The following is a 26149-nucleotide window of genomic DNA, read 5'->3' as shown; positions in this document are numbered from 1 at the left end:
ATTTATAGCACATGAAGTTAAAGTACTACATATTGTTGCTCCTGCTGTTTTGTACCAGCGCTATTTTTGCCCAGGGTATAAAGTTTACCTCGTCTGTTAGTAAAACAGAGGTAGGCACTACCGAGCAATTTGAGGTTAGTTTTACCATAAACAGTAATGGCGAAAAATTTGTGCCCCCAAACTTTAACGGTTTTTTGGTGGTTTCGGGGCCAAATGTATCCCAAAGCATGACGGTGATTAACGGTGCTTCATCGTCAAGTATGGCTTACAGTTATGACCTGGTAGCTGTAAAAGAAGGTACTTACACCATAGGCCCGGCAACCATTGTGGTAAACGGCAAGCAGCTGAGCACCAGTCCCATTAAAATTAAAGTGGTAAAGGGCGCGTCGGCGGCGCAGGCTAATGCGGCCAGGCAGCAACAACAGCAGCAGCAACAACAGGTGCAGGGAAAAGGCATTGTGGCCGGCCATTCAAAGGATATCAATAGGGATCTGTTTATAAGGGCCGATGTAAATAAAACCAGTGCCTACATAGGCGAGCAGCTTACCTTAAGCTACCGCCTTTACACACGGGTGGCGCTGGTGGGCAGCGAACTGGAAAAAATGTCGGACCAGAATGGTTTTTACAGCCAGGAAATTAAAAGCCTTAATAATCCCAATGCTGTTCAATGGCGTATTGAAACCATAAAAGGGATAAAATATAATGTTACCGAAATAAAGCAAAATATCCTTTTCCCCGAACGAGCGGGCAACATTACTATCGACCCGATGATTATGGATTTTATTGTGCGCGAAACCGTACCATCGGCCGATCCTTTTGATAACTTTTTTGGTGGCGGCAGCTATAATGATGTTAAATACAAAATTAAAAGTAGCCCCGTGGTTATCCACGTAAAACCACTGCCCGAAAGCGGCAAGCCTGCAAGCTTTAGCGGCGCGGTTGGCCGCTTTTCAATCTCAGCATCGGTTGATAAAACCAGCCTGAAAGCCAACGAACCCCTCAATTACAAAATTACCCTGAAGGGCAAAGGCAACCTGAAGCTGCTGAAACCAATGGCCCCCGAGTTTCCGCTTGATTTTGACAAGTACGACCCTAAGGTAACCGATACGATAACTGATGATGCAAACGGCGAGTCGGGTACCCGTGTGTATACTTACCTGCTGATACCACGCCATGGCGGCAAATTCAACATCGACCCCATTAAATTTTCTTACTACGATTTAGCAGCCGGCAAATATGTAAGCCAGCAAACCAAAGGGTTTACAATTAACGTAGCCAAAGGTGCTACCGAAAATAACGTTACCTCCATTGGCGCCGATAAACAGGATGTTAAACTGTTGAATAAAGATATCCGCTATATAAAAACCGACGGAAGCGATATCCGGAAAGACGACGAAGGTTTTTATGGTTCCGGTCTGTATTATTTCCTGCTGTTGCTGGGGCCGCTGGCATTTGCCGGAGCCTTGGTATTTGGTAAGGTGTACGAGATGAACAACAGCGATGTGGTGAAAGTAAAAAGCCGCAAGGCCGGTAAAATTGCAGCCAAACACCTGGCCAGCGCAAAAGCGCAGCTAACGGCAAATAACAAGCCTGTGTTTTACGAGAATGTGTTTAAAGGGCTGTATGGCTACTTAAGCGATAAACTGAACATTGCTGCTGCCGACCTGAACCGCGAAAAAATTGCCACTGAACTAAAGGCCCGCCAGCTGGATGAGCCGACTATAAACGAACTGCTGGAAACCTTAGACCTTTGCGACATGGCCCGCTTTGCCCCGGTTTCGGGTATATCGGAGCAGGAGGTGTTTGAGAAGGCAAAAAACATGATCAATAACATTGAAGATAAAATATAACATGCTAAAGCGCCTGATATACCTGTTGCTGTTGATTGTTGCGCCATTGCTGGCCTTTAGCGATGACGCAGGCCCGGCCCTGTTTAAAAAAGGCAATAACCTGTACCAAAAGGCAAATTATAAAGAAGCCGCGGCTGCCTATCAAAAAATGGTGGATGACGGCTACCAATCGGCCAGCCTTTACTTTAACCTGGGGAATGCTTATTACAAAAATGGGGATATAGCACCGGCTTTGTTATACTATGAAAAAGCCCACAGGCTATCGCCGGGCGATGAAGATATCCGGGTAAACATCCAGTTTGCCAATTCAAAAACTACCGATAAAATTGAGGCCGCCCCCGAATTTTTCATCACCAAATGGTGGACCGGCTTTATCCTCGCTTTTTCGGCCAATGCGCTTGCCGTGGTCAGTGTGCTGCTTTTCCTGGCGGCATCGGGCCTGCTTATCCTTTACAGGTTTTCGGGCTCTGTAGGTATAAAAAAGGCATCTTTTTATTCGGCCTTAATTTTACTGCTGTTAGGTATCGGTACCATATTCATATCCGGCAGGCAGGCGGCCTATTTTGATGCGCATCATGATGGCATTATCTTTAACTCATCGGTAAACGTAAAAAACGCACCGGCCACTACCGCCAAAAACGGCTTTGTGCTGCACGAAGGAACCAAGGTTAATATCCTTGATAAAAAATCCGACTGGGTAAAAATCAAACTCGCCAACGGCAACGAAGGCTGGGTGAGCACTGCGGATGTGCGGGAAATATAGGCATCAACGATATCGGCGATGGACTTTTCCACTGCCCCGAAAAGCAGAATACCCGTTGCCAAAATTATGATGTTTGAAGGGGGTATAACCAGGCTCCAACGGATATTAATGGGTACTTAACCGCGTCTGGCAAGGGCATAACGGGGTACTAATCACCTCTTTTGTTTTATCCCTGCCAAACCCGAAAGTGATGGATTTTACTATTACAGGGTAAAAGAAACTGCAGGTCTTTTAATGCTTTCGAATATTTAACTGTCTGTAATTCAATAGTATACCTGTTCGCTCCCGAACACCCGAACAGGTCCACGCAAAACCGAACGCCACATAAGTATTAAATTCCGTATCTTTGTGGCATGGATATTCTCCCTATTGCCCTCCAGGCGTACTTAGATGACCATTGCGATCCGGAGCCGGAAGCTTTGCAGCAACTGAACCGCGAAACGCATTTAAAGGTGCTGCGCCCGCACATGCTGTCGGGCCATTACCAGGGCCGGTTGCTGAGCTTTCTGAGCAAAATGGTGGCACCCAAATGCATCCTGGAAATTGGTACGTTCACCGGCTATTCGGCTATTTGCCTGGCCGAAGGATTGGCTGAGGGAGGCATCCTCCACACCATCGAAGTGAACCGCGAAATGGAGGATATCATCAATTCACACTTTAAACTAACAAATGTTGAAAATAAAATAAAGCTGCATTTTGGGCAGGCAGAGGCCATTATTGCTGATTTACAGGCTGATATTTTCGATTTGGTATTTATTGATGCTGATAAAAAAAATAATTTTACTTACTTTCAATTGGTTTTTGACAAAGTCAGATCCGGAGGATTAATAATAATTGATAACGTTTTGTGGAAAGGAAAGGTGTACGGCCCCGAAAAAGATGCCGATACCGAGAATATCCGCAAACTAAATGACCACATAGCTGTTGATAGCAGGATAGAAAAACTGATCCTGCCTGTACGCGACGGCTTACTGGTTATCAGAAAAAAATAAATTATGAAGAAAATCTTACTGATTACCGCCCTGTTGATTTCAACAATTGCTGCTTCAGCACAAAAAAACACTTCACAATCTTATATCGAGAAGTTCAAAGATGATGCCATTCGTATTATGCACGAAACAGGTATCCCGGCAAGCATCGTTTTAGGTGTAGCCATGCATGAATCCGGCTGCGGCAACAGCACTATAGCGCAAAACCTTAATAATCAGTTCGGAGTAAAAGGCGGAGGCAGTGTAGTTTTTATCAAACACAATAAAAAAGTACGTTCATCCTACAAAAAATACGATTCGGTTTTAGATTCGTTCCAGGATTTTGCCCGCATCATGACCGAGCGCAAGCAATTCAGCCACCTGGCCGATGCCCTTACCCACTATGATTACACCGGCTGGGCAAAAGGCATCCAGCGGAGTGGTTATGCCAGCAGCCGCAAATGGGCAGCACAGGTTTTAGGTATCATTAAAAAATACGACCTGAATGATTTGGACGAAAACCCTGCAACACAGCCTAAAGAATTAGCAGAAGCTAAGCAATAAAATCTTATTTTGGCATTTTAATAAATACCTTGTATTAAGGTTTATCTGTATGCGAAAAATAAGTGCTGTATTTTTAATATCGGTTGTTTTTTTTAGTTCATGCTCGGCGCGCAAAACAACATCATCAAGAAACAAATCCAGGAATTCTATTTCCAATCGCGATGTTCGCCGCAATAACAGCAGCATCCAAAAGGCCAACGGCGCATCTGCGGCGGGTTATAAATCCCTGTCGAGTTTAGATTATATTGATCGTTTTAAGGCCATTGCCATACAGGAAATGAACCAGTATGGCATCCCCGCCAGCATTACCCTGGCACAGGGTCTGTTTGAATCGGGCGCCGGCAATAGCGAGCTGGCCCGTTTTGCCAACAACCACTTTGGTATAAAATGCACTGCCGACTGGATGGGCAAAAGCTATTATAAAGATGATGACCAGGTTAACGATTGTTTCAGGGTTTATGATAATCCCGAAGACTCGTTTCGCGACCACTCCACATTTTTAAAGCGAAAAAATTACGCCAAACTATTTGAGCTGGATAAAAACGACTATGAAGGATGGGCCCGGGGCCTGAAGGCAGCCGGTTACGCTACCAACCCCAAATATCCCGAATTACTAATTAACCTTATTGTAAAATATAACCTTGACCAGTACGACCGTGCCGAAGGCGAGGCAGCCAAAATAAAGCGCGAAGACCGTGTACTATCGCAAATTAATGACAGCATTGGCAAACCCAACACCGATACCCTTACCAAAACCAAGCCCGACGATAAGATATACACCGTAAAACAGGGCGATACACTATACAACATATCTAAACGTTTTGGTATAACTGTTGATGAACTAAAAGCGTTAAACAGTATACCAGATAATAATATACACATTGGGCAAAAACTGGTAGTTGTTAAGTAGGGGGGAAGAGATTCAAGAGTCAAGAATCAAGACAGGAGAAAAATTTTCTAAGTGGCATTGTTTTCAACGTACAATACAATCAGTATAACTCAAGCACACCAAATGAGTAGGCTGCCGGCAAAAGTCTTAACTCTTGATTCTTGACTCTTGATTCTCTTCTCAAAAGTTAATTGTTGTTAAAAACATGGCTAATTAAAGCCTAAGTTTTATTTTTGGCGCCACAATGAAATTATGGTTGTTCCTGTTTTTCTGCACGTTATCTGTACGGCTTTTTGCGCAGCAAAAGCAGGTAGAGGGTATTGTGTTTGATAAAGACAGTAAAGACCGCATTGCCAAGGTAAACATTGTTAATGCCACCACCGGCAAATCTTTTTACAACAACCTTAAGGGCGAATTTACAATAGATGCCCAACCCGGCGATTTGTTGATATTTATGAAGTCCGATCACTATAGCGACACACTTAAGGTTCAAAATAATAACGCGATGGCCGTTTATATGAAGCGGTCGGCAATTATGCTTAGGGAAGTATATATTCGTGATACCGCGCTTACGCCCGAGAAGCAATTTGCGGCCACTAAGCGCGATTTTACTAAAATTTACGGGTCGGAATATAGTCAAAGCCTTTTGTCGGTTGCGCCGGGCCTGGGGGCAGGCATAGGTATTGACGCTTTGTACAATGCCTTTAGCCGCAGCGGCCGCAACGCCGCCAAGCTGCGGGCAACCATCGAAGAAGATTATCACCAGCGCGAGATTGACTTCCGCTTTAATCGCGCGTTTGTGGCCAGCGTAACCCGCCTTAAAGACCAACAGCTTACCGATTTTATGCAGCGTTACCGCCCCGGCTACTTCCTGGTAAAAACCGCTACCGATTATGAGTTTATAACCACCATTAAAACCAACTTACGACGTTTTTTGCGCTCGTCGCGTAAATCGTACGGTTTGGCGCCATTGGTTACGCCCGAAGTAACTAATAAAGAAACCGGTAAAGGCGAGTGAAATAGTTAAACTTTTTTAAATTTAATCACATTGTCCTGCTCCCATACGCAAAGCATGGTATTGTTATTCAACAGGATAGTTTTCAGAAAGCTGCCTTTTCCTACCATAGTTACTTCTTTACGATTGGGCGATGCAACTTTCAGCGTATCGTTGTTTTGAAATGATATCATGGTTTTAGCCCCGGCGGCAGCAATGCTGCAGTTTCGCCCTTTGCCAATGAGCGTTTCTGAGGCACCCGGCTGAGCATAAAAAATATCGCCCTTGCGTTGCCAGGCGGTTTGGACGTTATTGCTGCTGTTGATAACAATGCCGCCGCCATCCATGGGGCAGCCGTTTAGCGGCCAGGTACCGGTACCCATTTTCTGCGCGGGTTGAAACACGTTGCCACCATCGGCCGACCGGGTAACATAAAGGTCTCTTGATCCGCCGAGCCAGTTTCTGAACATGATGGCTACTTCCCGGCCCTGCACGGCTATGTTGGGTTTACAGCATTCGCACACATGGCCATCAGGCGATTGGTAGGCCAATATATTTTTTGACCACGCAGTAGTTTTGGCCATTAGTTTTGAAAAATAAACCTGGTTGTGCTGCCCTATGCGGATATCCAGCCAAACCGCATAAAAATTGTCGTTCTTATCCGTGGTTAAGCCCATCAGCCCTTCGGGTGCCGATTGGTTAATATCATTTAGTACACCCATCTTTTCCCATTTTGAAGAGGAGTGTTTTAACCGGAACCAATGAATATTACCCGATTTATCCATTGCAGTTATTACCGAGTAATTATCCGAACTGGCCAGCTGCGGGCCTCTCGACATGCCCAAATGCATGTTTGCCACATGGCCTACCAGCACCGGTTTTGAAAACGATACGGCCTGGTTGGCGGATGTTGCACAAAAAATATTATCCTTATCCCCATATACCACCCGGATGGTACCTTTATTGTCGGCGCTAACCTGTGGCTGGCTTCCCGTTGATATAGTTCCTTCTGCCGCAAGGGCTTTAATGGCAGGTACTAATAATATAATCCCGAGGAGGATAGATAGCAATGCTTTTTTCATAGTTAGCGTTTAAATGCGTACGGTTTAAATTCGCGGTTTACAACTGTTTTTTACAACGTGATAACATGTCAAATATATCCAAATGATTGAACATATAATTTGCTTATATTGGTCATTTACCATCACCATGAAAACAAATACCTGTTTTATCGCCCTAATGTTTTTGGGTGCCCGGCTGCTATCAGCCCAAACAAACCAGCAAAAAATAAATGCTGCTATTAAAGGCAATCAGCAGGAAATTTTTGGCGAATACCTGGACTTTGTAGCTATCCCCAACGAAACAGTTGATTCGGCTAATATCCGCCTCAATGCGGCATTTGTTAAAAATATGCTGGAGAAGCGTGGCGTTAAAGCCGAACTGCTTACCATTGCCAACGGCAACCCAGCCGTTTTTGGCGAGATAAAAGTGCCGGGTGCAACCAAAACCATCGCTTTTTATGCCCATTACGACGGTCAGCCGGTAAATCCCAAACAATGGGCGCCCGGTTTAAAACCATTTGACCCCGTTTTTATTACCGCTCCAATTGAGCAGGGTGGCCATATTGTTAACTATAAACGCGGCGATGCCATTGATACCAGCTGGCGCCTGAGCGGCCGTGGCAGCGCCGATGATAAGGCAGGCGTAATCTGTATTATCAACGCCTATGATGCGCTGATAAAAAGCAAAATAAAGCCGGGATGCAACATCAAATTCTTTTTTGAGGGCGAGGAAGAAAAAGGATCGCCAAAGCTTGCTGAAATATTCAGAAAGTATAAAACAAAGCTCACATCCGATCTTTGGATTATTTGCAACGGGGCAAGGCATCCATCGGGCAAAAATATAGTAGTGTTTGGTGTAAGGGGCGATGTTAATATGTGGCTTACTATTTATGGCCCCAAACGGCCATTGCATAGCGGCAATTTTGGTAACTGGGCACCAAACCCAGGCCTGGCCATGGCCAAATTACTGGCAGGCATGAAAGATGATGACGACCGGGTAACCATTAAAGGTTTTTATGACGATGTAACCCCGCTGAGCCAGAGCGAAAAAGACGCACTGGCCAAAGTACCGCCGGTTGAGCCGGGTTTAAAAAAAGAACTGGGTATTGCCCGCCCCGAAGGCGGAACACGCCCGCTGGTGAACGCATTTATGCTGCCCACGCTTAATATCAACGGCATGGCAAGTGGCAATGTTGGCAAACAGGCAGCAAACGTAATCCCCGTGAAAGCCGAAGCCGTGCTCGATCTGCGCCTGGTACCCGGCAATGATATGGACAGGCAAATTCAAAAAGTAACCGACCACATACGCGCCCAGGGCTATTATGTTGTAGATAAGGAACCAACCAACCCGGAAAGAACCACCTACCCAAAGATCATTAAAATAACCCACGATGCCGGTTACAATGCCCAACGTACACCGCTTGATTTGCCCATAGCGCAAGCTGTTGTAAAAGCCGTTCAGGGTACAGTTGATTACCCGGTGGTGCTTTCGCCAAGCTCAGGCGGCAGCCTGCCCCTGTTTGTTTTTGAACAGGAATTAGGCGCGAAGGTTATCACCGTGCCATTAGTTAATTACGATAACAACCAGCACGCCGAAAATGAAAACGTAAGGGTGAGCTACCTTTGGCAAGGCATAGCAACCATGGCCGCGGTAATGCAGATGAAGTAGCAGGTATGACGAAGATAATTCATTGCTGATTGCAACCATGCTCCAATTAAACGACATACCTATTTTTCGTCTCAAAAAATATTTTAATTCCTTGCCAATTTAAATTTTAATACATAGCTTTGAAAAACAAAGTGCTTTTAATGAAAGATCAAGACATTCATGCAGAATTAAGCTCTATCCGGGACCTGATGGAGCGGTCGGCCAAATTTATTTCGCTGAGCGGCCTGTCGGGCGTAATGGCGGGTATTTATGCTATCATCGGGGCGGCGCTTGGGCGCATGGTGCTTAAAGAAGAGTGGGTGGCGCTTGACCGTGACCACTACGTGGATGAATATCTTGTTATTGCCAAACTCTTTTTTATAGCCTTCGCAGTATTGATCCTTTCAATTGGTACGGGCGTTTGGCTCTCTATCCGTAAAGCGAAAAAGAACGGGCAGCCATTTTGGAATACCGGAAGTAAGCGCCTGCTCATTCATATGGCTATACCTTTGGTAAGCGGTGGCTTGTTCACGTTTATTTTAATTTATCGTGGTTATTATGGCATTGTTGCGCCGGCTACACTTGTTTTTTATGGGTTGGCGCTGGTGGCGGGCAGTCATTACACCTATTCTGGTGTAAAAGGCTTGGGGATATTGGAGATTTTATTAGGTTTGCTGTGTGCATTGATGCCTGGCTACGGTTTAATTTTCTGGACGGTAGGTTTTGGTTTACTCCACATTATTTACGGTACAGTAATGCATTTTAAATACGATAAGTGAAGATCTCGTTAGAACAATTTGATAAAGCTTTTGAAAACCGGATACGTCTGCAAATTATGAGCGTACTGGTTGCCAATGAAAGTTATGATTTTAATGCACTTAAGGAGCTGCTCAACCTTACCGACGGCAACCTGGCATCGCACCTGAAAGCGCTGGAAAAGGAAGAGTACATCCAGGTGCAAAAAAGTTTCATAGGTCGCAAGCCCAATACCAAATACCTGGCATCCGAGAAAGGCCGTGCAGCATTCAGGCTGCACCTGCTTGCCCTCGAAAATTTAATAAAGCAGCAAAAGCTGTAATTTTTTTACCTATTTACTTTGTATTTCAAAGTTCTTTTAAAGCAACAAAAATGAAAATCCTTAAAGCAATTTTATCTGAAGACAAGGTGATTAAAATTGGGCTGGTGCTGGCTGCCTTGTTTGGAATGTAAGGTAATTATTTATATAAAAACGTGACATTAATTAAAGCATTTGAGGCCCGGGAATTGCGATATTTATTCCATGGAATCAAAAATATTCTCCTATAAGGCAGATGGAGTTGTGCTTGAGCCTGTAAATGATCAACTGAAGTTAAGCCCAGTGTTTGATCGCAAGGAACTTGTTGAGAAGATAAAAGATATTTTAAAAGCAGATGGTTTTAAGCTTGATGAACGCAGCCTTCAGTTTAAAATTGAGGATGGGCAGCTTTTTATACAGGGCCTTGCCGGCAAGGAGCAGGAAGCCAGGTCTATCGGTTTCTTTGCAGGAAGTTAATGCCAGGGTACATGTTACTACGAGCGGTGGTTTCTGGATACCGGTCTTTTTGCCGGCTCGTGGGGCTTTCCTTGTGCCAGGTGCGCGTGCGCTTCGGCGTGTACTAATTTTAAACGAAGCCAATTGGTGAGCCGGTGATGTAAGGGCACCAGCACCGCAGCAAGCGCTACAAGTATCGCTAACTCAAGCACAGGCAAATGGCTACTGATGCGTTGAACAAAGGGATGGATAAAAAGGGTGATAAACTCAAAAACAAGCAGCAGGGATAGTACGCTCATAAATTCGATAACCTTACGGTGGGTGCGGCCCTTACTAAGGAAAAGGAGCACCAAAAAGAAAACCGGGATAAATATGGCAATGCCTATTAATTGAAGATTGATGATCCTTTCTTCGGCTTCGTGCCTTTTTTGTTCAGAAATCTCCTGCTGCCGCAATGCTTCGTTAAAGCTTAGTGTTTGTACCTGCTTAATTTTCTCGATGCTAAACATGCTATCCTTCGCGGCCATTGCCGTTTTTAAATAAAGCAATTCCAGGTGCTCGTTTGATGCCTGGTATATTTTTGTGAGTAAACTGCTTGCTGTAAATATTGCGATAGGATAATGGGCTTTTTGGGCCGCTTCTAACCCTTTTTTTGCATAAAACGCGCTTGAATCTGGCTGGTTTAAATCATTATATAGGGCCGCCAGGCTGTTGTAAGTATCGGCCAGACTACCCTGATCATTGTTTTTCTCGGCATTGTTTAAGCTTAGCCGGTAGTATTCAATGGCAAGCGACCGGTGGTTCATTTTATAGTGAATATCACCCAATATTGATAAGGTATTTGATAAAGAACCCTGATCGCCCAGGTTTTGCTGCAGGGCATAGGCCTGCATCTCGTACCCCAGGGCAAGGTTCACTTTATTCAATTTGATATAGCTGTTGCCTATATTAGATAATATGGTGCTTAAAAATTTGTTGTTATGTGTTAATTCGGCAATGGCCTTTGCCTTAAAGTGATAGGTAAGGGCTTTCTCATCATCATTTTGATCGGAATAGATAATGCCGATGTTATTGAGGCAGGCCAGCTCGCCCGGCTGATCTTTTTTTTCTTCCCTTATTTTTAAAGCGCCCAATAACAGTTCAAGTGCACGGTCATACCTGCCATTTTTCCATAACACAACGCCCATTCGGTTTAAGCTATTTGCTTCGCCCGTTTTATAATTGATGTTTTTTGCAATAGCAAGGGCCTGGCCGGCATATATTAAAGCACTATCAGCATTAGTTGCCTGCACCAATAAACTTTTTTTAACTAAACGCGCAATTTGGCTGGTGTCGCTTTTGCCGTTTTCTGCAGACAGCGTAAACGTTTTATTGCTTTTTTGTTGCCCGCAGGAAAATGACATACCGGCTGTCAGTAAGCCTATCAGCGCAATTTTAACAACGGACTGTATTTGCATCACCTGGGGCTAACAAAAGCTCAATATTATTGTCGGTTCCTTGTTGAAACTTTAATCTTTCTGAAAACTTACTAAGAGGGCGCAAAAGTACACGGCCCATCATAATTATATAACAGGTATTGAATTTGCAGCCCGCAGGGAAAATTTCGACCTAACCTATCGGGGTGTTTTTGCCACCAACCAACGAAGTAAAGCCAAGCTGCTCTCCCTCGCTTTCTTCATCCTTTTTTAGGCCGTCGGGCAAATCGTTATCAAACGAATTGCCTGTAAATTCGCTTTCGGGCAAGGCGCTGTCAGCATCGTCGTTCAGCTCATCAGGATCATTTTGATTAAATAAATTCATGGCTGTTTTTTTTAATATTTAGACGTTGTCTTATGCTTTTAATGAAGCACATATCCGTCATTGCGAGGTACGAAGCAATCCCGAACTATTTGGGACTTAGCATATCGGGGATTGTTTAATACTTCGCAATGGCGGTCTGTTTTTATTTTTTTAGACAACTTTTAAAAATCGGTTAACCTGTTTTTATTTAAAAATACCCCTAAAGTGTTTGATGTACAAGTTTTTACTGTTTTTGTGCACATAATGTAAAGCACTTTACACTATGTGTGCAATTTGGGTTCTCTGTGTGGAGAATAACGACTGTGGTTCTTTATTTTTTAGTCAGGCATTCATTTTATTTTAACGGTTCATCGGTTATTTTATCCTTGACGCGTTTAAATAACAGCTCATTCTGCCCATCGTCTGTCTCGTTATCAGTGTTGAACCAGTCGGTTATGGTATTTACAAAAAATGCATCGGCTTTGTGGCTTTTTACCAGGCTTTCAAGTGTCAAAAGCTCATCGGTAGTTGCCTCGCCGATGAGCTTTTTGATGGTAAGGTTTAGGAGTTGTTTTTGGTGCATAAGCTGAGCGGTAATTTGCTAAATGATAACAGCCTATGGCTTTACCTTATCCCAGGTATCGCGGTTAAATGCTACCACCTTAACAATATTTCCGGCAATATCTTTACTGAATTTAAGCGGAAACCCCCGCTCTTTATTTAAAAAAAGCAAATCGTTAAGCGGCATGAAACTAATTTCCTGGTTATCCCAAAGTTGTTTTAGCAGCAAGCCATTTTCTGTTGCCGTAAGCTGTAAAAATAGATCTGTTTTGCCTTCCAGCTGGTATTTGCCTTCCACTACTTTTAGTTGCGCGGCGCTCAGTTTCACCTCAATTATCGGTGGTATATTTTTAACCCTGATAAAATATTGGCTGCCCGCCAATATAGCCTGGGTTATTTCGCCGGCTTCGTTTTTTGAAAAAACAATTGTCGATGTTTCGTCGCCATCGGCATCGGTTACTTCAAAACTCAGGTCGGATTTTCGGGAGAGTAAAAGCCCGGTTTTATTGTTTAACATTTTTGCCACCAGTTTACCGTTATCAATATAAATCTGATAACTCATATACTCGTTTTCCTTAAGCTGATAAATTCCTTCAAAGGCCTTTAACGGCGTATCAGCCATAATGTGGGCTTGTTGCTTTATCGGTGCGGCCATCACGGGGGCAATTGTAATAATGCCCGGGATAAAGATTAATACTGTTGCCGTGGCCGCGAAGATTTTGATTGTTATTTTTAAGTTTTTCATTTTTAAATTTTTGAAATGGGCAGGTTAAAAATCCTTCGAATTATCGCCCATTAAACGGTCTATCAGTTTGTTGTAGGGGTCGATGCCTGCGTTTACGGGTTTGCCTTTTACAATTATGGTTATGGTGTGCTTGCCGGCGGTAAGCTTGTGCCGTTTAAGGTAAAGCGGGTTGGTTACCAACCTGCCTTCCTTATTGGTAGTATTGGCCCCAAACACGCCGATATCTATATAATCGTTCATGTTTTTGGCCTCGATATCATTGCCTTTGCTATCAATCCAAACTTTACCAACATTTACGGTAAGGGTAACCTTGTATTCGTTTTCGATACCGGTAGGTACCGATTTTAAATCGATCAGTTTATTATCGTAAAGCGTGATTTTTTGCCAGGTATCAGTTAAATAATATTGTAACGAATCGGGCACATGCTTTTGCAGGTAGCGGTACAAATCGGTACTGCCGGCGTAAGGTGGCTTGCTTTTAAAAGCATAGGCGTTTTTAAATTCGCGCAGTGCATTGTTCAGGCTGTCTTCGCCCATCAAATCTTTTAGGGTGTACAATACCAGGCCGGCCTTGCCGCCCCATAAAAACCACTTGTCGGCCTTTATCAGGGGATGTTCCTTATCTTCCATCCGGTGCCTGATAAAGGTGTAAAAGTTCACCTGGTCATACAATATCCATTTCATATTGTCTTTACCATACTTTTGCTCGGCCATAAGCAAGGCGCTATAACTGGCAAGGCCTTCGGGTATTACCAATGAGCCTACAGTTGCGTTTGGCGCAACCTGGTAGCGCCACCATTGTTGTGCCAGCTGGCGGCTGGTGTTAAAATATACAAAATCAAACTGGTTGGGGTTTTCAAAATTGGCGTTCCAGGCATATCGCTCGGCATAAGTATCAAGCGTACTTAATGAGGCATCATGCGGGCCAAAATCACTTGTTTCGGCCAGGCGGATATCATTGAAAGGGTAGGGGCCAAATGCCTTTGAAAAATAATGCAATCCATCTTTATAAGCCGCCATTATGCGGTTGATATTGGTATTATGCGCCGGGTGGTAGTAAATATCAACATTAACCTTATGGTTAAGCTGTACGCTATCATGCCGGTTTGCATACCTTGCCGACAGGATAGCCAGCGGGGCATAAAAATTATTACCGGTGTAGTGGTAATAGTTGCGGCCATTTTGCTGCCAGTGTTTTTGCAGGTTGCCGGGGGCTATGGCGGTTTGATTGGCCGATGTGCTTACCGTAATATCAAGGTTTAGCAAACCGGAAGCTTTGCCCGATTTAAGGGTACTGATGCCTACCGGGTCGTTTTGCGCTATTTCTTCCTCTTGCTTCTCGGGCAACCCATTTTTTTTGCGCACATAGTTGCTGTTTTCCTCGTCGTCATCATCATAGCCCATGCCGGGCAGGCCGCCGTTAAAAAATGTACCGTTATGCAGCAGGTTTTTGGCATACAAACCATTTTCGAAGCCTTTATGTGCGATGTATGAATTAACCTCGAACACGGCCGAATCGCCCGGGGCCAAAGGCTTTTCAAACTGGTATAACCTAAAGTCGGCCGTATCCTGTTTTGGCCTGAGCCAATTGAACATACCCCGTTTGTACAGCAGCGGATAGGTAAAGGGCACGGGCTTGCCTGCTATTTTTATACTATAACCGGTAACGTCATCGCCATCTAACAATAGCCTTTCAATTGGTTTATCAGTGGGGTTAAAAACAGTTACAAAGGCTTTTACAATTTCCTGCTGCTTATCAGGATAAATATCTGCAAATAGCTTTATCCCGGTAACCTTTGGTAGTGGCAGGTCGGCGTATTTTTTTAAAGTTTTTTCGTAGATAATGGCTCTGTCTTCGTTTTCGCCCTGGGTTAAAAAGTTGTTCAGGTAGCTAATGTTGTAGTAATTGTAAGCGCCTACAGCCAAAAAAGCTATGCCAACAACCACTGTAAAAAGTTTTGTTTTGGTATCAAACCGTTGGCCCACCAGTTGCAGCCGCTCTTTAAATGAGCTGGTAACGCCACGATAATAAAACAAAGCGGCTATAATAATAAGCAGCCCGCCACATAACAGCCAGTACAGGTTAAACCAATACACAGGTGCCTGCATGTGACCTATGCCATCCATATCTGATATGCCGTACCAAGGGGTATAGGAGTAAATGAGCAGGTTGTAATTGAATATCCCGGTAGTATTTAAAAAGAAAACCAGCACCCAAATAGCTACCCCAACACCATGCGCCACAAACTTATTATTGATAACAACGTGTACCACGTAGGCGAAAATGACCATCTCCAGGAAGCGCGGCATAATTACCGTAAACACATACATTAAAAAAAACGACAGGTTGTATTGATGAAAGCCCTTTATGGTTTGTACAAACAATCCCGTTATCAGCGGAACCAGCGATAGGCCGAAACCCAATACCAGCAAAGCGAGGAGCTTTGAACCATTAAGCACCCAGTTTGGCGGCGGTAACGAGTCGTTAATGAACGCGTAACGGGTAATTTTGTCGCGGTGCAGGGTTTCGCCGGTGTAAAATATGATGATGAAGAAGATGAAGAAGGGGAAGACATCGTTAAATATGGCCATTAAAATTACGGTGCGCGGGAAATAGGCAACCCCATAATCATTCATGCCCAGCCAGAATACAAAACCCAGGAAGCCCATTCCGGCCAGTAAAATTATCCAGAAATAATTATCGCGGATGATGTTGGTGAGTTCTACCCGCGCAAGGTTAAATAAGGTTTTACGGTTGTAGGAGCCGGTAAAACTGGTATTGGCCTTTAATACCAATGCCCGTTTTGTTTTTGAAACCACATCATCAATGGCCGCTTTATCGCGCTTGCCGCTAAAAAACCTTTCGAAGCTGAACCGCATGTAGGTAAATACCAAAATTACCAGGCCAACGCCTGTCCATATCAACCGGTTGGTCAAAAAAGCGCCGGTAACCGGGAACAGCATCGTGTTTTTATCAGCCGATGTGGTAATGTCCGACATAAAGCGCACGGCGCTGATACCAAAGGGATCGGCATTGATAATTACTGTGGCATTACTGGTATTTTGCAGAAAGAAAACAGAAATAAAATAACCCAGAAAAAGCAGGATGCCACCGGTATAAATCACCTTGACATTCCGGGTAAGCGCTACCAGGCCAAAAAATAACGACGAGGTAAAAAACAGGTTGGGCAGGGCCATCACCAAAAAAGGATGCAGGTAATAAATGAGTTTATTGGGGCCGTATTCTTTAGGGTCTTTCCAGCCCATGGCCGGGCCAAGTTTTGTACCAATGTAAGCCCCGATAATTATGGCGCTGGCTATAAAAAGCATAAACACAAAGCTGCCCAGGTATCTGCCCCAAAAATAACCTGCTTTGGTAATGGGGTAGGTGAGGTAATAATCTTTAGTATTGTTTTCAATATCCCGGTAAAGCGGCTCGCCCATGATTGATGAGCTTACCAGCATCATAAACATGGTAATACCCGCGCACCATAATGCCAAAACAAAAGGCGCGTTGATGTGCTCTTTATCGCCCATGGGTAACGATCCGGTAGCAAATGTCGTGATGGTAAATGCAAGAATGGCGGCAAAATAAAGATAAACCGCGGGCCTTCTGAGGCGGTTTTGCACCTCGAAAATGAATATTTTCCAAAACATAATATTTTGTTTTTAAGCGGGTTAAATAGTATTTACATCTACTCGGGTGGCAATATTGCTAAAGTAAACATCCTCCAGGTTGGGGGTTGCGGCGATAAAGCCGTTGCCCGGTTCAGTATCCTGTATAATGCGAATGTGCAGCTGCCCCGTTTTTAACTGGGTAGAGATAACCGAAAAATCATCTTTGTAAAAATCAAGATCGGCTTTGTTGATGGCTTTGCTGTAAATTTTGCCTTCCAGTTCGGTTACGGCGGCATCGGGCTGGCCGGCGTATAATACTTCGCCCTGGCAAATAATAGCAAAGTTGGCGCAAAGGGTGCTCACGTCCTCTACAATATGGGTGCTTAAAATTACAATAGTATTCTCGCCCAGCTGGCTCAGCAGGTTGTAAAAACGGTTACGCTCGGCAGGGTCAAGGCCGGCGGTTGGCTCATCAACAATGATAAGCTTGGGGTTACCTATTAAGGCCTGGGCAATACCAAAGCGCTGTTTCATCCCGCCCGAGAAGGTGCCCAGGTGTTTTTTGCGGTCTTTAGATAGGTTCACATTTTCGAGCAGTCTGCCCACCAGTTCTTTGCGCTCGGCGGCATTACCTATGCCTTTAAGCTGGGCAATATGGTCAAGCATTCGCTCGGCTGATATTTTTGGGTATACGCCAAACTCCTGTGGCAGGTAACCAAGCAGCTGCCTTACCTGGGTTTTGTTTTTAAGCACATCCAGGTCATCTAAAAAAACGCTGCCTTTATCGGCTTCCTGCAAGGTTGCAATGGTGCGCATCAGCGATGATTTGCCAGCCCCGTTTGGGCCTAATAAACCAAACATACCGTTATTTAAAGTGAGGGATACATCTTTTAATGCATGTACCCCGTTGGCGTAAGTTTTTGAAAGGGAATTGATTTGTAATTTCATAAGATGCTATTGTTTAAGGTGGATATAGGGTAGCAGGCTGTTTTTGGCAGCCCCGTTTATAATGAGGCGGGTACTATCGCCGGGGCGATAATCCAACTGGTTTATTTTAGCTTGGTTAAGGCTTAGGGTGCTTTTATTAAGCAGTTGTAGCTTTGCTACATTAAAGTGGTTGCTTTTTAAGATGGTAATATGCGATCCACTTAAAGGGCTTATCCCAACTGTGGCGTTTAGCAGGCCAATATTATTATTGGCCAGTACAACCTGGCTGCCATAATCCTGGCTTATGGTTAAACTATCCTGTTTAAAGCCATCAATCATTATTTTACCATAATTCCAGTTGTCGTTTGTTGTGGTATCAATAACACGTTGTTTATTGATAACGATGAAGGCATTAGCAGTTAAGCTTGAAAGGCCGGGGCACGATATGATGATGCGGTAATTTTCATCATTATAAAACCGGTTGGTGTTGTACTGGATATTCATTTGTAACAGACTGCCCTTTTGGGTAAACTGTACGTAATCAAGTATGTTGGGGTCGGCTTTTACACCAAATGGACCCTGCACTACCTCAACACTGGCTTTATGCGCGGCATTTATTTCCAGGGCATCAAAATCCTTGTATGGCAGCGGGGTAAAGTGCGAATAATAGTTTTTGTACCGGCCGGTTAAAAATTCTTTTTTCAGCAACAGGTCGTATCCCCCGATGCATAGCACCAGGAATACTAAAGCGGCTATAAATATTTTTGTACTCGTTTTCATTTGTTTTCGTCTGCTTTAGGCTGGGTTAAGCCGGCCGTGTATTCCTTGTACATGTTCTCCAGGTCTTTGATGTCGATATCCAGCAGGTATATATTCCTGAAAAAATCGGGCAATTGTTGCTGAATAAAACGCTGTTTGCGATAGGCCTTCACCTTTTGCGGCCCATCCGGTGCCACAAACAAGCCCAGCCCGCGTTTATTGATCACTACCTCCTGCGATTGCAAAAACTCGTACGCCCGGATAACTGTGTTTGGGTTTACTTCGAGCTCAACTGCCATATCGCGCGTGGAAGGGATCTTTTCTTCAGGCAGCCATTTGCCTAATAATATATTTTCGCTCACATAAGCTGCTATCTGCAGGTATATGGCATCCTTATCTTTAAATTCCATAATGCATTACACCTGTTTTTCCTTAAGACGAAAGTAGGCAGCCGTCCATAAAATAAATGCCACAATGATATATACCAATTGGCCCGTCCAAACAAAATCTTCGGGGTTTACGGCATAGTACTTCCCTTTTTCCATAAAACCTACCGATGTAAATGGCACCACCTGGATAATATCGCGATGTATCATATAATGCATAGCTACGTTGTTAAGGGTGATGAGTATGGCTATCACGATAAAAAAAATCAGCGCGGTTTTAACAAAATGAAGTTTTTTGAAGCAGATAGCCCCCAAAAAGGCGATAGAATGAAACAGCGAATACAAAATAAGGATGATGAACAACACGTTACCACCAAAACCAAGTATGCGGTAAAAAAGGCTGAATATTTCAAGCGGCGGCCCTGGAAAATGCTTAGCATGTAATAAAAATAGCATTACCAGGTAAAAACAGCCTATTGATACCGCCAAAAATACTACGAACGAGTATAGCCAGGCCACCAGGTATTTTTCAAAATGGGTACTTGGCAGGGTTAATGCGCCCAGCGCTTTTTTATCGTCGCCCAGGTCGGTAAATATGGTGCTGGTAAATATGGTGCCGGTGAACAGTATAACCCAGCCCAATAGCAAAAGCTGCAGCGGTAGCTCCATGCGCACATCCATCAAAAATACCAGGAAGCTGCCACCCAGCAACAGCACGCAGGTAAGCACCGTTATTGACATCAGGTAGCTTTTATAATGCTCGGTTGTGTGTTTGTAAAACAGCCGGCCAAAGCGTTTCAGGTTAAATATCTCGTTCATTTGCTGTAGCTTTTAGTGTTTGTAAAACAAGATGGTTGCCGGTTGTAATGGCGTTAAACAGCAGTTCAAGATCAACTTTACTATACTCGCCGGTGCTGTTTTGAATAATAACGTTTTTGCCGCGCTGGCCTTTTTCTTCATATAGCACCGGCAAGCCTTCGGTATCGGCATAGCTGCCAAAGGTTATTTTTTCGGCTACTTCATCCATTGATTGATTAACCACTATTTCGCCTTTATGTAAAATGAGCAGGGTATCAATCAGGCTATCCAGATCGCGTACCTGGTGGGTAGATATTACAATGCACCTATCTTCGGTTAATACCGATGCTATCAGCTTTCTGAACTGCACTTTGGATGGAATATCTAATCCGTTGGTGGGCTCATCCATGATCATCAAGCCGGTATTGGTGGCAAGCCCGAAAGCGATCATCGCCTTTTTTTGCTGGCCATAGCTTTGCTTATCCATCGCGGCATCCATATCAACATCCAAAGCGGCCAGGTACCGGTAAAAATCGGCTTTGCTGAATTTGGGATAAAATACAGCGGTGCTTTTAACATACTGTGCGGGTGTAATATCGGGCACAAAAAGCTCTTCGGCCAAAAAGTAAACATCTTCCAAAACAGAAACCGGCCTGCCGAAAACATTTTTGTTGTTATAGTAACAGGCGCCCTTTGCCGGGTAGGTAAGGCCTACCATGTTTTTGAGCAGGGTTGATTTGCCTGCCCCGTTTTTGCCAAGCAGGCCGTAAATATGGCCTTTGCTCAAGGAAAGATTTAGTCCGCTAAAAAGCGGCTTGTTTTTTTGGTACCCGAAATGCAGTTCTTTAATCTCTATCATAATAGGTGCTATAGTTAGATAGTGCACTACAAATGTACACAACTAAATTTGAGATATACAAGCCCTTAAAACAATTTTCGATAAAATTTCCGGTAGAATATTTTCAATGTACAGCATTTGCTGAACTTTAATGCATCATTGTATTATTGAGAGATACGAAAGCTTGATTGTATATTTGTTTATGAAACTTACCACCCGATTCGCGCTTTTGTTTGTACTTCTTCACAACATTTCCTTTTTTGCTATCGCACAACAACCTCCACAGGTTGCAACGGTGGCACCTGGTGTAAAAAAACTCACATCGGGCCAGCCGGAAAAGTTTTCGCCTTACAGCTTTTGTAGTGAAAAACCCGTGGTAGCAGAGATGAGCAGATTGCCTGAAGCCAAACTGCCCTTCAATGTTAACGACATTAAGATCAATGTTTCTGATCGCGGGGCGGTTATAGAGATACCTTTAGACAATGAAGAACAGCTTTATGGATTCGGCCTGCAAATGGGGTCTTTCAATCAAAAAGGCCTTCGGAAAAAACCTATAGTAAATGATAACCCTTCACATGACCTGGGATATAGCCACGCCCCTATGCCATTTTATGTATCGAACAAAGGTTATGGCATCCTGGTGAATACTTCGCATTACACTACATTTTACTGCGGCAGCACCGCCAAAAATACGGGTGCGGTTCATGTAAATGATGGTAAAAGCGGTAACTCTGTTGAAGAGTTGTATAAAAATGATCGTCCAGCGTCGGGCTATGTGGCGGTAGATGTTCCGGGTGTGCAGGGCGTTGAGGTTTATATATTTGAAGGCCCAGACTTAATTAATGTTTTACAGCGTTATAATTTATTTTCGGGCGGCGGGGCCTTGCCGGCTATGTGGGGCCTTGGCGTTAAATACCGCGTAAAGGCCGACTTTAACCAGCAACAGGTAGGCAAGATGGCTTCTTATTTTAGGGATAACCAAATTCCGTGTGATGTACTTGGCCTGGAACCGAAATGGCAAACAACCGCCTATTCCTGCTCATACGTGTGGAATAAAGATTTTTTTCCTGATCATGACAAGTTCATAGATACTATGAAGACTAAAGGGTTTCACATCAACTTGTGGGAACATGCGTTCGTAAATCCTAAATCGCCGCTTTATGTACCCCTTAAAATTAAATCGGGAGATTACCTGGTTTGGAACGGCCTTGTACCGGATTTTGTTGACCCTTCGGCCGGTAAATTATTTGCCGACTATCATAAAGATACCTTTGTGCTCAAAGGCATCTCCGGTTTTAAAATGGATGAGTGCGATAACTCCAACCTCACCACGGGGAATGCTACCTGGAGTTTTCCGGAACATAGTCGTTTTCCTTCTGGAATTAACGGCGAGCAAATGCACCAGGTTTTTGGTGTTGTTTACCAAAAAACAGTTTATAATATTTATAAAGAACTTAACATCCGAACTTTCCTGGATGTGCGGGCCTCTAATGCATTTGCTTCCTCTTATCCTGCGTCGCTTTACAGCGATACGTATGATCACCATGAATATATCCAGATGATCAGTAATTCCGGATTTTCAGGATTGATCTGGTCGCCCGAGGTCAGGGAATCCAAATCTGTTGCCGACCTGATGCGCCGCAGTCAAACAGCGGTACTATCGGCTCAAACACTATACAATTCCTGGTATCTGCAAAATCCGCCCTGGCTGCAAATCAACAGAGATAAAAACAATAAAAACGAGTTTATGGAGAACGCGAAAGCTGTAGAGGCCGATGTGCGTAAACTTCTTAATTTCAGGATGAGCCTGGTTCCTTATTTGTATAGCGCATTTGCCGATTACCATTCAAAGGGCATTCCGCCCTTCAGGGCCCTGGTTGTTGATTATCCAACTGACCCGAAAGTTTTCAATATCGATGATGAATATATGATAGGCCAGGGAATTTTGGCTGCTCCGCTTACCGAAAATAGCGATGAACGCAAAGTTTACCTTCCTGCAGGCAACTGGTACGATTTCAATACCCGTAAAAAATATCCGGGAGGACAAGAATATATCATAAAAACCAGTTATACCGAGCTGCCGATATTTGTGAAAGAGGGTACTATTTTGCCTCTGGCTAAGCCGGTAGAATACATAAGCCCGGAAACCCGTTTCGAACTTACCTGCTATGTGTATGGCGATGAACCGAAACCTTTCTCCTTATTCGAAGATGATGGCGTAACCTTCGACTTTGAAAAAGGAAAATATAATAACCTTAGTTTGAGCTATCAGCATGGTAAGGGTGGGGTAAAAAAAACCGGTGCTTTCAAAGGCAGCAGGTATTATGTCAAAAACTGGGAAGTGATCAGGTAAAGTTCCGCATAGTTTAAACGTTTCAGGTTGAAGATGCCCGCGGCGGGTGATTTTCAAAAAAACGTCCAAAGTTCATCTGTTATTTTCTAAATGATATTTCACCCGCGGGAGTACGGGTAATAGTCAGGACATTTTTAAAATTCGCTTTTGCTTTTTGGTTATCTAAACCGGATAAAGTTCTCCCGGCAATGCAAAATAAAATTGATTTTCGACCAGGTTCAATTTTTTCGCTTCAACAATGGCTTCTTCCTTGCTGTTTGCCCTGGCCGGGGCATAGGTACGGCTAAGTTTAGCGACAGGCGAGTAAGCAACCTGTAATAGCTATTGTAAAGCTGCAATATGTTTTCCGCCTTTCTCCTCGTACAAGTACAACTATCAAAGGTAATTCACATATTGCTCTTCAAAGGTGCCATCGGCATACAGGTCAATTAAGCCGTAGCCGGGGGCGGTTTGGCGCAGGTTACCTTCCCACCAGGCGCCGCTTACCGCGCCGTTGCAAATGTAGGTAACGTTGTTGTACACCACCTTGTCGCGCAGGTGGATGTGGCCGGCCAGGCATAGCTTTACGTTGGGGTATTGGGCAAACAGGTTAATGATGCGGGTGCTATCGGTATGCATGTCGCCGCCCAGTATTTCCCATTTGTTAATAATGTTGTCGGCTATCAGCACCGTAGCGCTCAGGATAGGGATGTGCGACATGATGAGTACTGGCATAGCCGCATCTGCAGTTTTTAGTTCGTTTTCAAGCCAGGCAAACTGCTCGTCGCCCAGTTTGCCAATGTACCAGGTACCATCAACGTCCAGGTGAACGCTATCGAGCAAAATAAACTTCCATCCGCCCTGTATAAAACTGTTATATGGCCTGGCCAGCTGTAGCTGGTCCATGCTGTATTGTTTGCCGTAAACCACCTGGCTTTTATTATCCTCGTTCCACCAAATATCATGGTTGCCCAGGCAAAAATGGGTGGGTATGCTGGTTTCGGCTTTCAGGATACCCTTCATCAGCTGCCATTGTGTGTTAATGGTGCCCAGGTTTTCCTTGTTCATGTCAAACACAATGTCACCACCGTTTAGTACAAGGTCGGGCTTTTGCTGTTGTACATGGTGCAGGCATTTCACAAATTTGGCCGGAGCGCCAAACTTGTCTTTCAGGTGTATATCGGTAACATGTGCTATCCTTAACGCGCGTCTTTTAGGGTCAATACCCTGGCTTAACCCAATAGACGGTACCAGCAACAGGCCGCCAATGTTTTTTAATGCTGCTCTTCTCTGCATGCCTAAATGTAAAATTTAATCTGATGCTACTGTTTAGTCTTTAGTCGAAAGTCTTAAGCTCTAAGTCAAAAAAGCAAATTCGACTTAGAGCTCAAGACTTAGTACTTTCAACTTAATATTAAACCAACGGATCGCCCCGCTCATCCTGCTCTTCGGTGTCGGGTTTCATTTCCGATTGGATCATGTCTTTTTCAAACTTCTTCTCGTCCCTGATGTTGCGGCGCACCAGCCAAACCACCAACACAACCACTGCAAGCACCGCTAAACTTACTTCAAGATAATTTATATTGTTCATAAAAAAGGTTTTACAGGCTAATGTGGCCGGCGGGTATTCATCTCATCAATGTCTGCTGTAAACAGCTCAAACACCCGCTCCGCAAAAATAACGCTTAATTTCCGGCACTTAATTCTTTGCGAGATGTAGGGAAAGGGCTCGAACCTTTCATATGCCGCCGTCCGGCGCCCTACGCAGCGGTATACCTTTTTCACCTGGTAACCGCCGCAAAGTTAAACCACCAAAACGGGAATTTTACCCGTTGAGCATTATTTAACAGAAAGGTAATATAATATGGAAAAAGGTAATATAACACGGAAAAGGTAGTGATGGGGTTTTTCATTGTTCCGATAGAAGCGCTCAGTAAAATCAAATTATATTTCTTGGCCCAAAAACCTTATAATCCAGATAGATTTTTAATTATCTTTACGCACAGTCTTCCTCCTGTTCAAGGTACTATTACATTTTAACGCATTGTATAGTTATGAAAATCAAAAAAAAGCTCTTGTTAGGATTTGGCCTCTTGTTTGTTGTGGTGGTTGTTTTTGGCATTGTGTCTATCTACTACATTAAAGTAATATCCGAAACCGCCAGCATTACTTTAAAAAACAACTACGCTACCTTAACGTATACCCGTCAAATGCGATCGGTTTTGGATGAAAACGACTTGCCGCTGAAACCTGGCGTAGCCGAAACATTTAACCAGGCGCTAAAAAAACAAGAAAACAATATTACCGAACCCGGCGAAAGCGCGGCGACAGCCCAGTTGCGCAAAGCCTTTGTTTTGTTAAGCACCCCCTCGCTGCCTTTGAATCAGCAACAACTTGCCGAGCGGGATGCGCGCCTGCAACTGAAAGATATAGAGGGTTTAAACATGCATGCTATCGAGCTTAAAAATAATTACACGCATTCCACCGTCAATAAGTCTACGCTATACCTCGGTGGTATGGTGTTTATTACCTTTTTGATCCTTTTTATTTTAATTGTGAATTTCCCGGGGTTTATACTCAACCCGTTAGAGGAACTGGCAGATGGTTTGGAGCAAATTAGTATAAAAAATTATAATACCCGGCTGCATTTTAAAACCAGCGATGAATTTGCCCGCCTGGCCGAAGCTTTTAATGCCATGGCAGCCAAATTGGGCGAACAGGAGAATGCAAGCCTTAGCAAACTTATAGCGACCGAACTGCGACTAAAAACACTGGCAGAAGAAATACCCGGCGCCGTGATTGGTATCAGCGAAAATCAGGAAATTCTGTTTGTTAACCAGGAAGCGAAAAAGATGTTAAACCTGGGCGAAAAGCTGGTTGTCGGCCAGTCTGTTGTAGCATTATCCGAAACCAATGAATTGCTGAAAATACTTGTAGACGATACGGAAAACTCTTTAAAAGCCGCCCATTTTCAACAAAAAACGCTTAAAGTTACAGTGCCCAATTTAAAGCCCGACCTTGACGCGCTTACCGTTGCAAGCTATCCGGCAGGTACAATCCACGTATTTAAAGCCGTGGGCGTTTAGGTTTGGGATTGGAAATTTAACGAGGGTCCTCATCACAATGTTTAAACACCCGAGGTACACCAAGGAAGGATCA

At 44.0% G+C, this 26149-nt stretch carries 25 protein-coding genes; 12 read left to right on the top strand and 13 right to left on the bottom strand.

Annotated features, from left to right (window positions below):
- Positions 1 to 11: 11 nt before the first annotated feature.
- The 6 genes from ACFGVS_RS17105 (at position 12) to ACFGVS_RS17080 (ending at position 6052) form a co-directional block, all read left to right on the top strand.
- On the top strand, positions 12 to 1850 hold the full coding sequence (locus ACFGVS_RS17105; RefSeq protein ID WP_439694863.1) for a BatD family protein: 1839 nt from the start codon (positions 12 to 14) through the stop codon (positions 1848 to 1850).
- Position 1851: 1 nt separating this feature from the next.
- Complete coding sequence (locus tag ACFGVS_RS17100) at positions 1852 to 2613, top strand: tetratricopeptide repeat protein (protein WP_255369774.1); 762 nt, start codon at positions 1852 to 1854, stop codon at positions 2611 to 2613.
- Between the two features lie 353 nt (positions 2614 to 2966).
- Positions 2967 to 3605: an O-methyltransferase gene (locus ACFGVS_RS17095; protein WP_439694862.1), complete on the top strand. Its 639-nt coding sequence runs from the start codon at positions 2967 to 2969 to the stop codon at positions 3603 to 3605.
- A 3-nt stretch (positions 3606 to 3608) separates the two neighbouring features.
- On the top strand, positions 3609 to 4145 hold the full coding sequence (locus tag ACFGVS_RS17090) for a glycoside hydrolase family 73 protein (protein WP_439694861.1): 537 nt from the start codon (positions 3609 to 3611) through the stop codon (positions 4143 to 4145).
- A 49-nt stretch (positions 4146 to 4194) separates the two neighbouring features.
- Positions 4195 to 5055 carry a glucosaminidase domain-containing protein gene (locus ACFGVS_RS17085; protein WP_274210315.1) on the top strand — a complete coding sequence of 287 codons (861 nt, stop codon included), beginning with the start codon at positions 4195 to 4197 and terminating at the stop codon, positions 5053 to 5055.
- Positions 5056 to 5278: 223 nt separating this feature from the next.
- Positions 5279 to 6052 (top strand): hypothetical protein, encoded by a 774-nt coding sequence (locus tag ACFGVS_RS17080; RefSeq protein WP_439694860.1) that lies wholly within the window; start codon positions 5279 to 5281, stop codon positions 6050 to 6052.
- A 5-nt stretch (positions 6053 to 6057) separates the two neighbouring features.
- Here the strand turns inward: ACFGVS_RS17080 and ACFGVS_RS17075 are convergent, their stop codons facing one another.
- Entirely contained in the window at positions 6058 to 7110 is a 1053-nt protein-coding gene (locus tag ACFGVS_RS17075) for a hypothetical protein (RefSeq protein WP_439694859.1), read from the bottom strand.
- A 127-nt stretch (positions 7111 to 7237) separates the two neighbouring features.
- On the opposite strand from ACFGVS_RS17075, the gene ACFGVS_RS17070 reads away from it, so the two are divergent.
- The 4 genes from ACFGVS_RS17070 to ACFGVS_RS17055 all read left to right on the top strand — a co-directional run bounded on the left by ACFGVS_RS17070 (position 7238) and on the right by ACFGVS_RS17055 (position 10268).
- Complete coding sequence (locus ACFGVS_RS17070) at positions 7238 to 8758, top strand: M20/M25/M40 family metallo-hydrolase (protein ID WP_439694858.1); 1521 nt, start codon at positions 7238 to 7240, stop codon at positions 8756 to 8758.
- Between the two features lie 140 nt (positions 8759 to 8898).
- Entirely contained in the window at positions 8899 to 9516 is a 618-nt protein-coding gene (locus ACFGVS_RS17065) for a hypothetical protein (protein WP_439694857.1), read from the top strand.
- On the top strand, positions 9513 to 9815 hold the full coding sequence (locus ACFGVS_RS17060; RefSeq protein WP_090641804.1) for a winged helix-turn-helix domain-containing protein: 303 nt from the start codon (positions 9513 to 9515) through the stop codon (positions 9813 to 9815). The genes ACFGVS_RS17065 and ACFGVS_RS17060 overlap by 4 nt, the downstream gene beginning before the upstream one ends.
- Positions 9816 to 10016: 201 nt before the next feature.
- Complete coding sequence (locus ACFGVS_RS17055; RefSeq protein ID WP_439694856.1) at positions 10017 to 10268, top strand: hypothetical protein; 252 nt, start codon at positions 10017 to 10019, stop codon at positions 10266 to 10268.
- Positions 10269 to 10285: 17 nt separating this feature from the next.
- On the opposite strand, the gene ACFGVS_RS17050 is transcribed toward ACFGVS_RS17055, so the two are convergent.
- From ACFGVS_RS17050 to ACFGVS_RS17005, 10 genes are all read right to left on the bottom strand, one after another.
- The gene (locus ACFGVS_RS17050) at positions 10286 to 11704 is read right to left on the bottom strand and encodes a tetratricopeptide repeat protein (protein ID WP_439694855.1); all 1419 of its coding nucleotides are present in this window, start codon (positions 11702 to 11704) and stop codon (positions 10286 to 10288) included.
- A 151-nt stretch (positions 11705 to 11855) separates the two neighbouring features.
- On the bottom strand, positions 11856 to 12047 hold the full coding sequence (locus ACFGVS_RS17045) for a hypothetical protein (protein ID WP_439694854.1): 192 nt from the start codon (positions 12045 to 12047) through the stop codon (positions 11856 to 11858).
- Positions 12048 to 12381: 334 nt separating this feature from the next.
- On the bottom strand, positions 12382 to 12609 hold the full coding sequence (locus ACFGVS_RS17040) for a hypothetical protein (RefSeq protein ID WP_439694853.1): 228 nt from the start codon (positions 12607 to 12609) through the stop codon (positions 12382 to 12384).
- 33 nt (positions 12610 to 12642) lie between these two features.
- Positions 12643 to 13332 (bottom strand): hypothetical protein, encoded by a 690-nt coding sequence (locus ACFGVS_RS17035; RefSeq protein ID WP_439694852.1) that lies wholly within the window; start codon positions 13330 to 13332, stop codon positions 12643 to 12645.
- Positions 13333 to 13356: 24 nt separating this feature from the next.
- Positions 13357 to 16989 carry an ABC-2 transporter permease gene (locus tag ACFGVS_RS17030; RefSeq protein WP_439694851.1) on the bottom strand — a complete coding sequence of 1211 codons (3633 nt, stop codon included), beginning with the start codon at positions 16987 to 16989 and terminating at the stop codon, positions 13357 to 13359.
- A gap of 21 nt (positions 16990 to 17010) precedes the next feature.
- Positions 17011 to 17898 carry an ABC transporter ATP-binding protein gene (locus ACFGVS_RS17025; RefSeq protein WP_439694850.1) on the bottom strand — a complete coding sequence of 296 codons (888 nt, stop codon included), beginning with the start codon at positions 17896 to 17898 and terminating at the stop codon, positions 17011 to 17013.
- Between the two features lie 6 nt (positions 17899 to 17904).
- Positions 17905 to 18657: a hypothetical protein gene (locus ACFGVS_RS17020; protein ID WP_439694849.1), complete on the bottom strand. Its 753-nt coding sequence runs from the start codon at positions 18655 to 18657 to the stop codon at positions 17905 to 17907.
- The gene (locus ACFGVS_RS17015) at positions 18654 to 19046 is read right to left on the bottom strand and encodes a GntR family transcriptional regulator (protein ID WP_274210302.1); all 393 of its coding nucleotides are present in this window, start codon (positions 19044 to 19046) and stop codon (positions 18654 to 18656) included. The genes ACFGVS_RS17020 and ACFGVS_RS17015 overlap by 4 nt, the downstream gene beginning before the upstream one ends.
- A gap of 6 nt (positions 19047 to 19052) precedes the next feature.
- Positions 19053 to 19841, bottom strand: a complete 789-nt coding sequence (locus tag ACFGVS_RS17010; protein WP_439694848.1) for a hypothetical protein — start codon at positions 19839 to 19841, stop codon at positions 19053 to 19055.
- The gene (locus tag ACFGVS_RS17005) at positions 19825 to 20679 is read right to left on the bottom strand and encodes an ABC transporter ATP-binding protein (protein ID WP_439694847.1); all 855 of its coding nucleotides are present in this window, start codon (positions 20677 to 20679) and stop codon (positions 19825 to 19827) included. The genes ACFGVS_RS17010 and ACFGVS_RS17005 overlap by 17 nt, the downstream gene beginning before the upstream one ends.
- 181 nt (positions 20680 to 20860) lie before the next feature.
- On the opposite strand from ACFGVS_RS17005, the gene ACFGVS_RS17000 reads away from it, so the two are divergent.
- Positions 20861 to 23011, top strand: coding sequence for a glycoside hydrolase family 31 protein (locus ACFGVS_RS17000; protein WP_177183717.1), 2151 nt, complete (start codon positions 20861 to 20863; stop codon positions 23009 to 23011).
- A 375-nt stretch (positions 23012 to 23386) separates the two neighbouring features.
- Here ACFGVS_RS17000 and ACFGVS_RS16995 read toward each other — a convergent pair whose 3' ends face one another.
- Positions 23387 to 24286: a metallophosphoesterase family protein gene (locus ACFGVS_RS16995; RefSeq protein ID WP_439694846.1), complete on the bottom strand. Its 900-nt coding sequence runs from the start codon at positions 24284 to 24286 to the stop codon at positions 23387 to 23389.
- Positions 24287 to 24404: 118 nt separating this feature from the next.
- On the bottom strand, positions 24405 to 24581 hold the full coding sequence (locus ACFGVS_RS16990) for a hypothetical protein (protein WP_439694845.1): 177 nt from the start codon (positions 24579 to 24581) through the stop codon (positions 24405 to 24407).
- Between the two features lie 463 nt (positions 24582 to 25044).
- On the opposite strand from ACFGVS_RS16990, the gene ACFGVS_RS16985 reads away from it, so the two are divergent.
- Positions 25045 to 26076 carry a HAMP domain-containing protein gene (locus ACFGVS_RS16985; protein WP_439694844.1) on the top strand — a complete coding sequence of 344 codons (1032 nt, stop codon included), beginning with the start codon at positions 25045 to 25047 and terminating at the stop codon, positions 26074 to 26076.
- Positions 26077 to 26149 lie beyond the last annotated feature (73 nt).

Source organism: Mucilaginibacter sediminis (assembly GCF_051903035.1).
Classification (GTDB): Bacteria; Bacteroidota; Bacteroidia; order Sphingobacteriales; family Sphingobacteriaceae; genus Mucilaginibacter.
The sequence above is the reverse complement of the archived record's forward strand: the minus strand, read 5'-3'. Positions and strand labels throughout refer to the sequence as shown.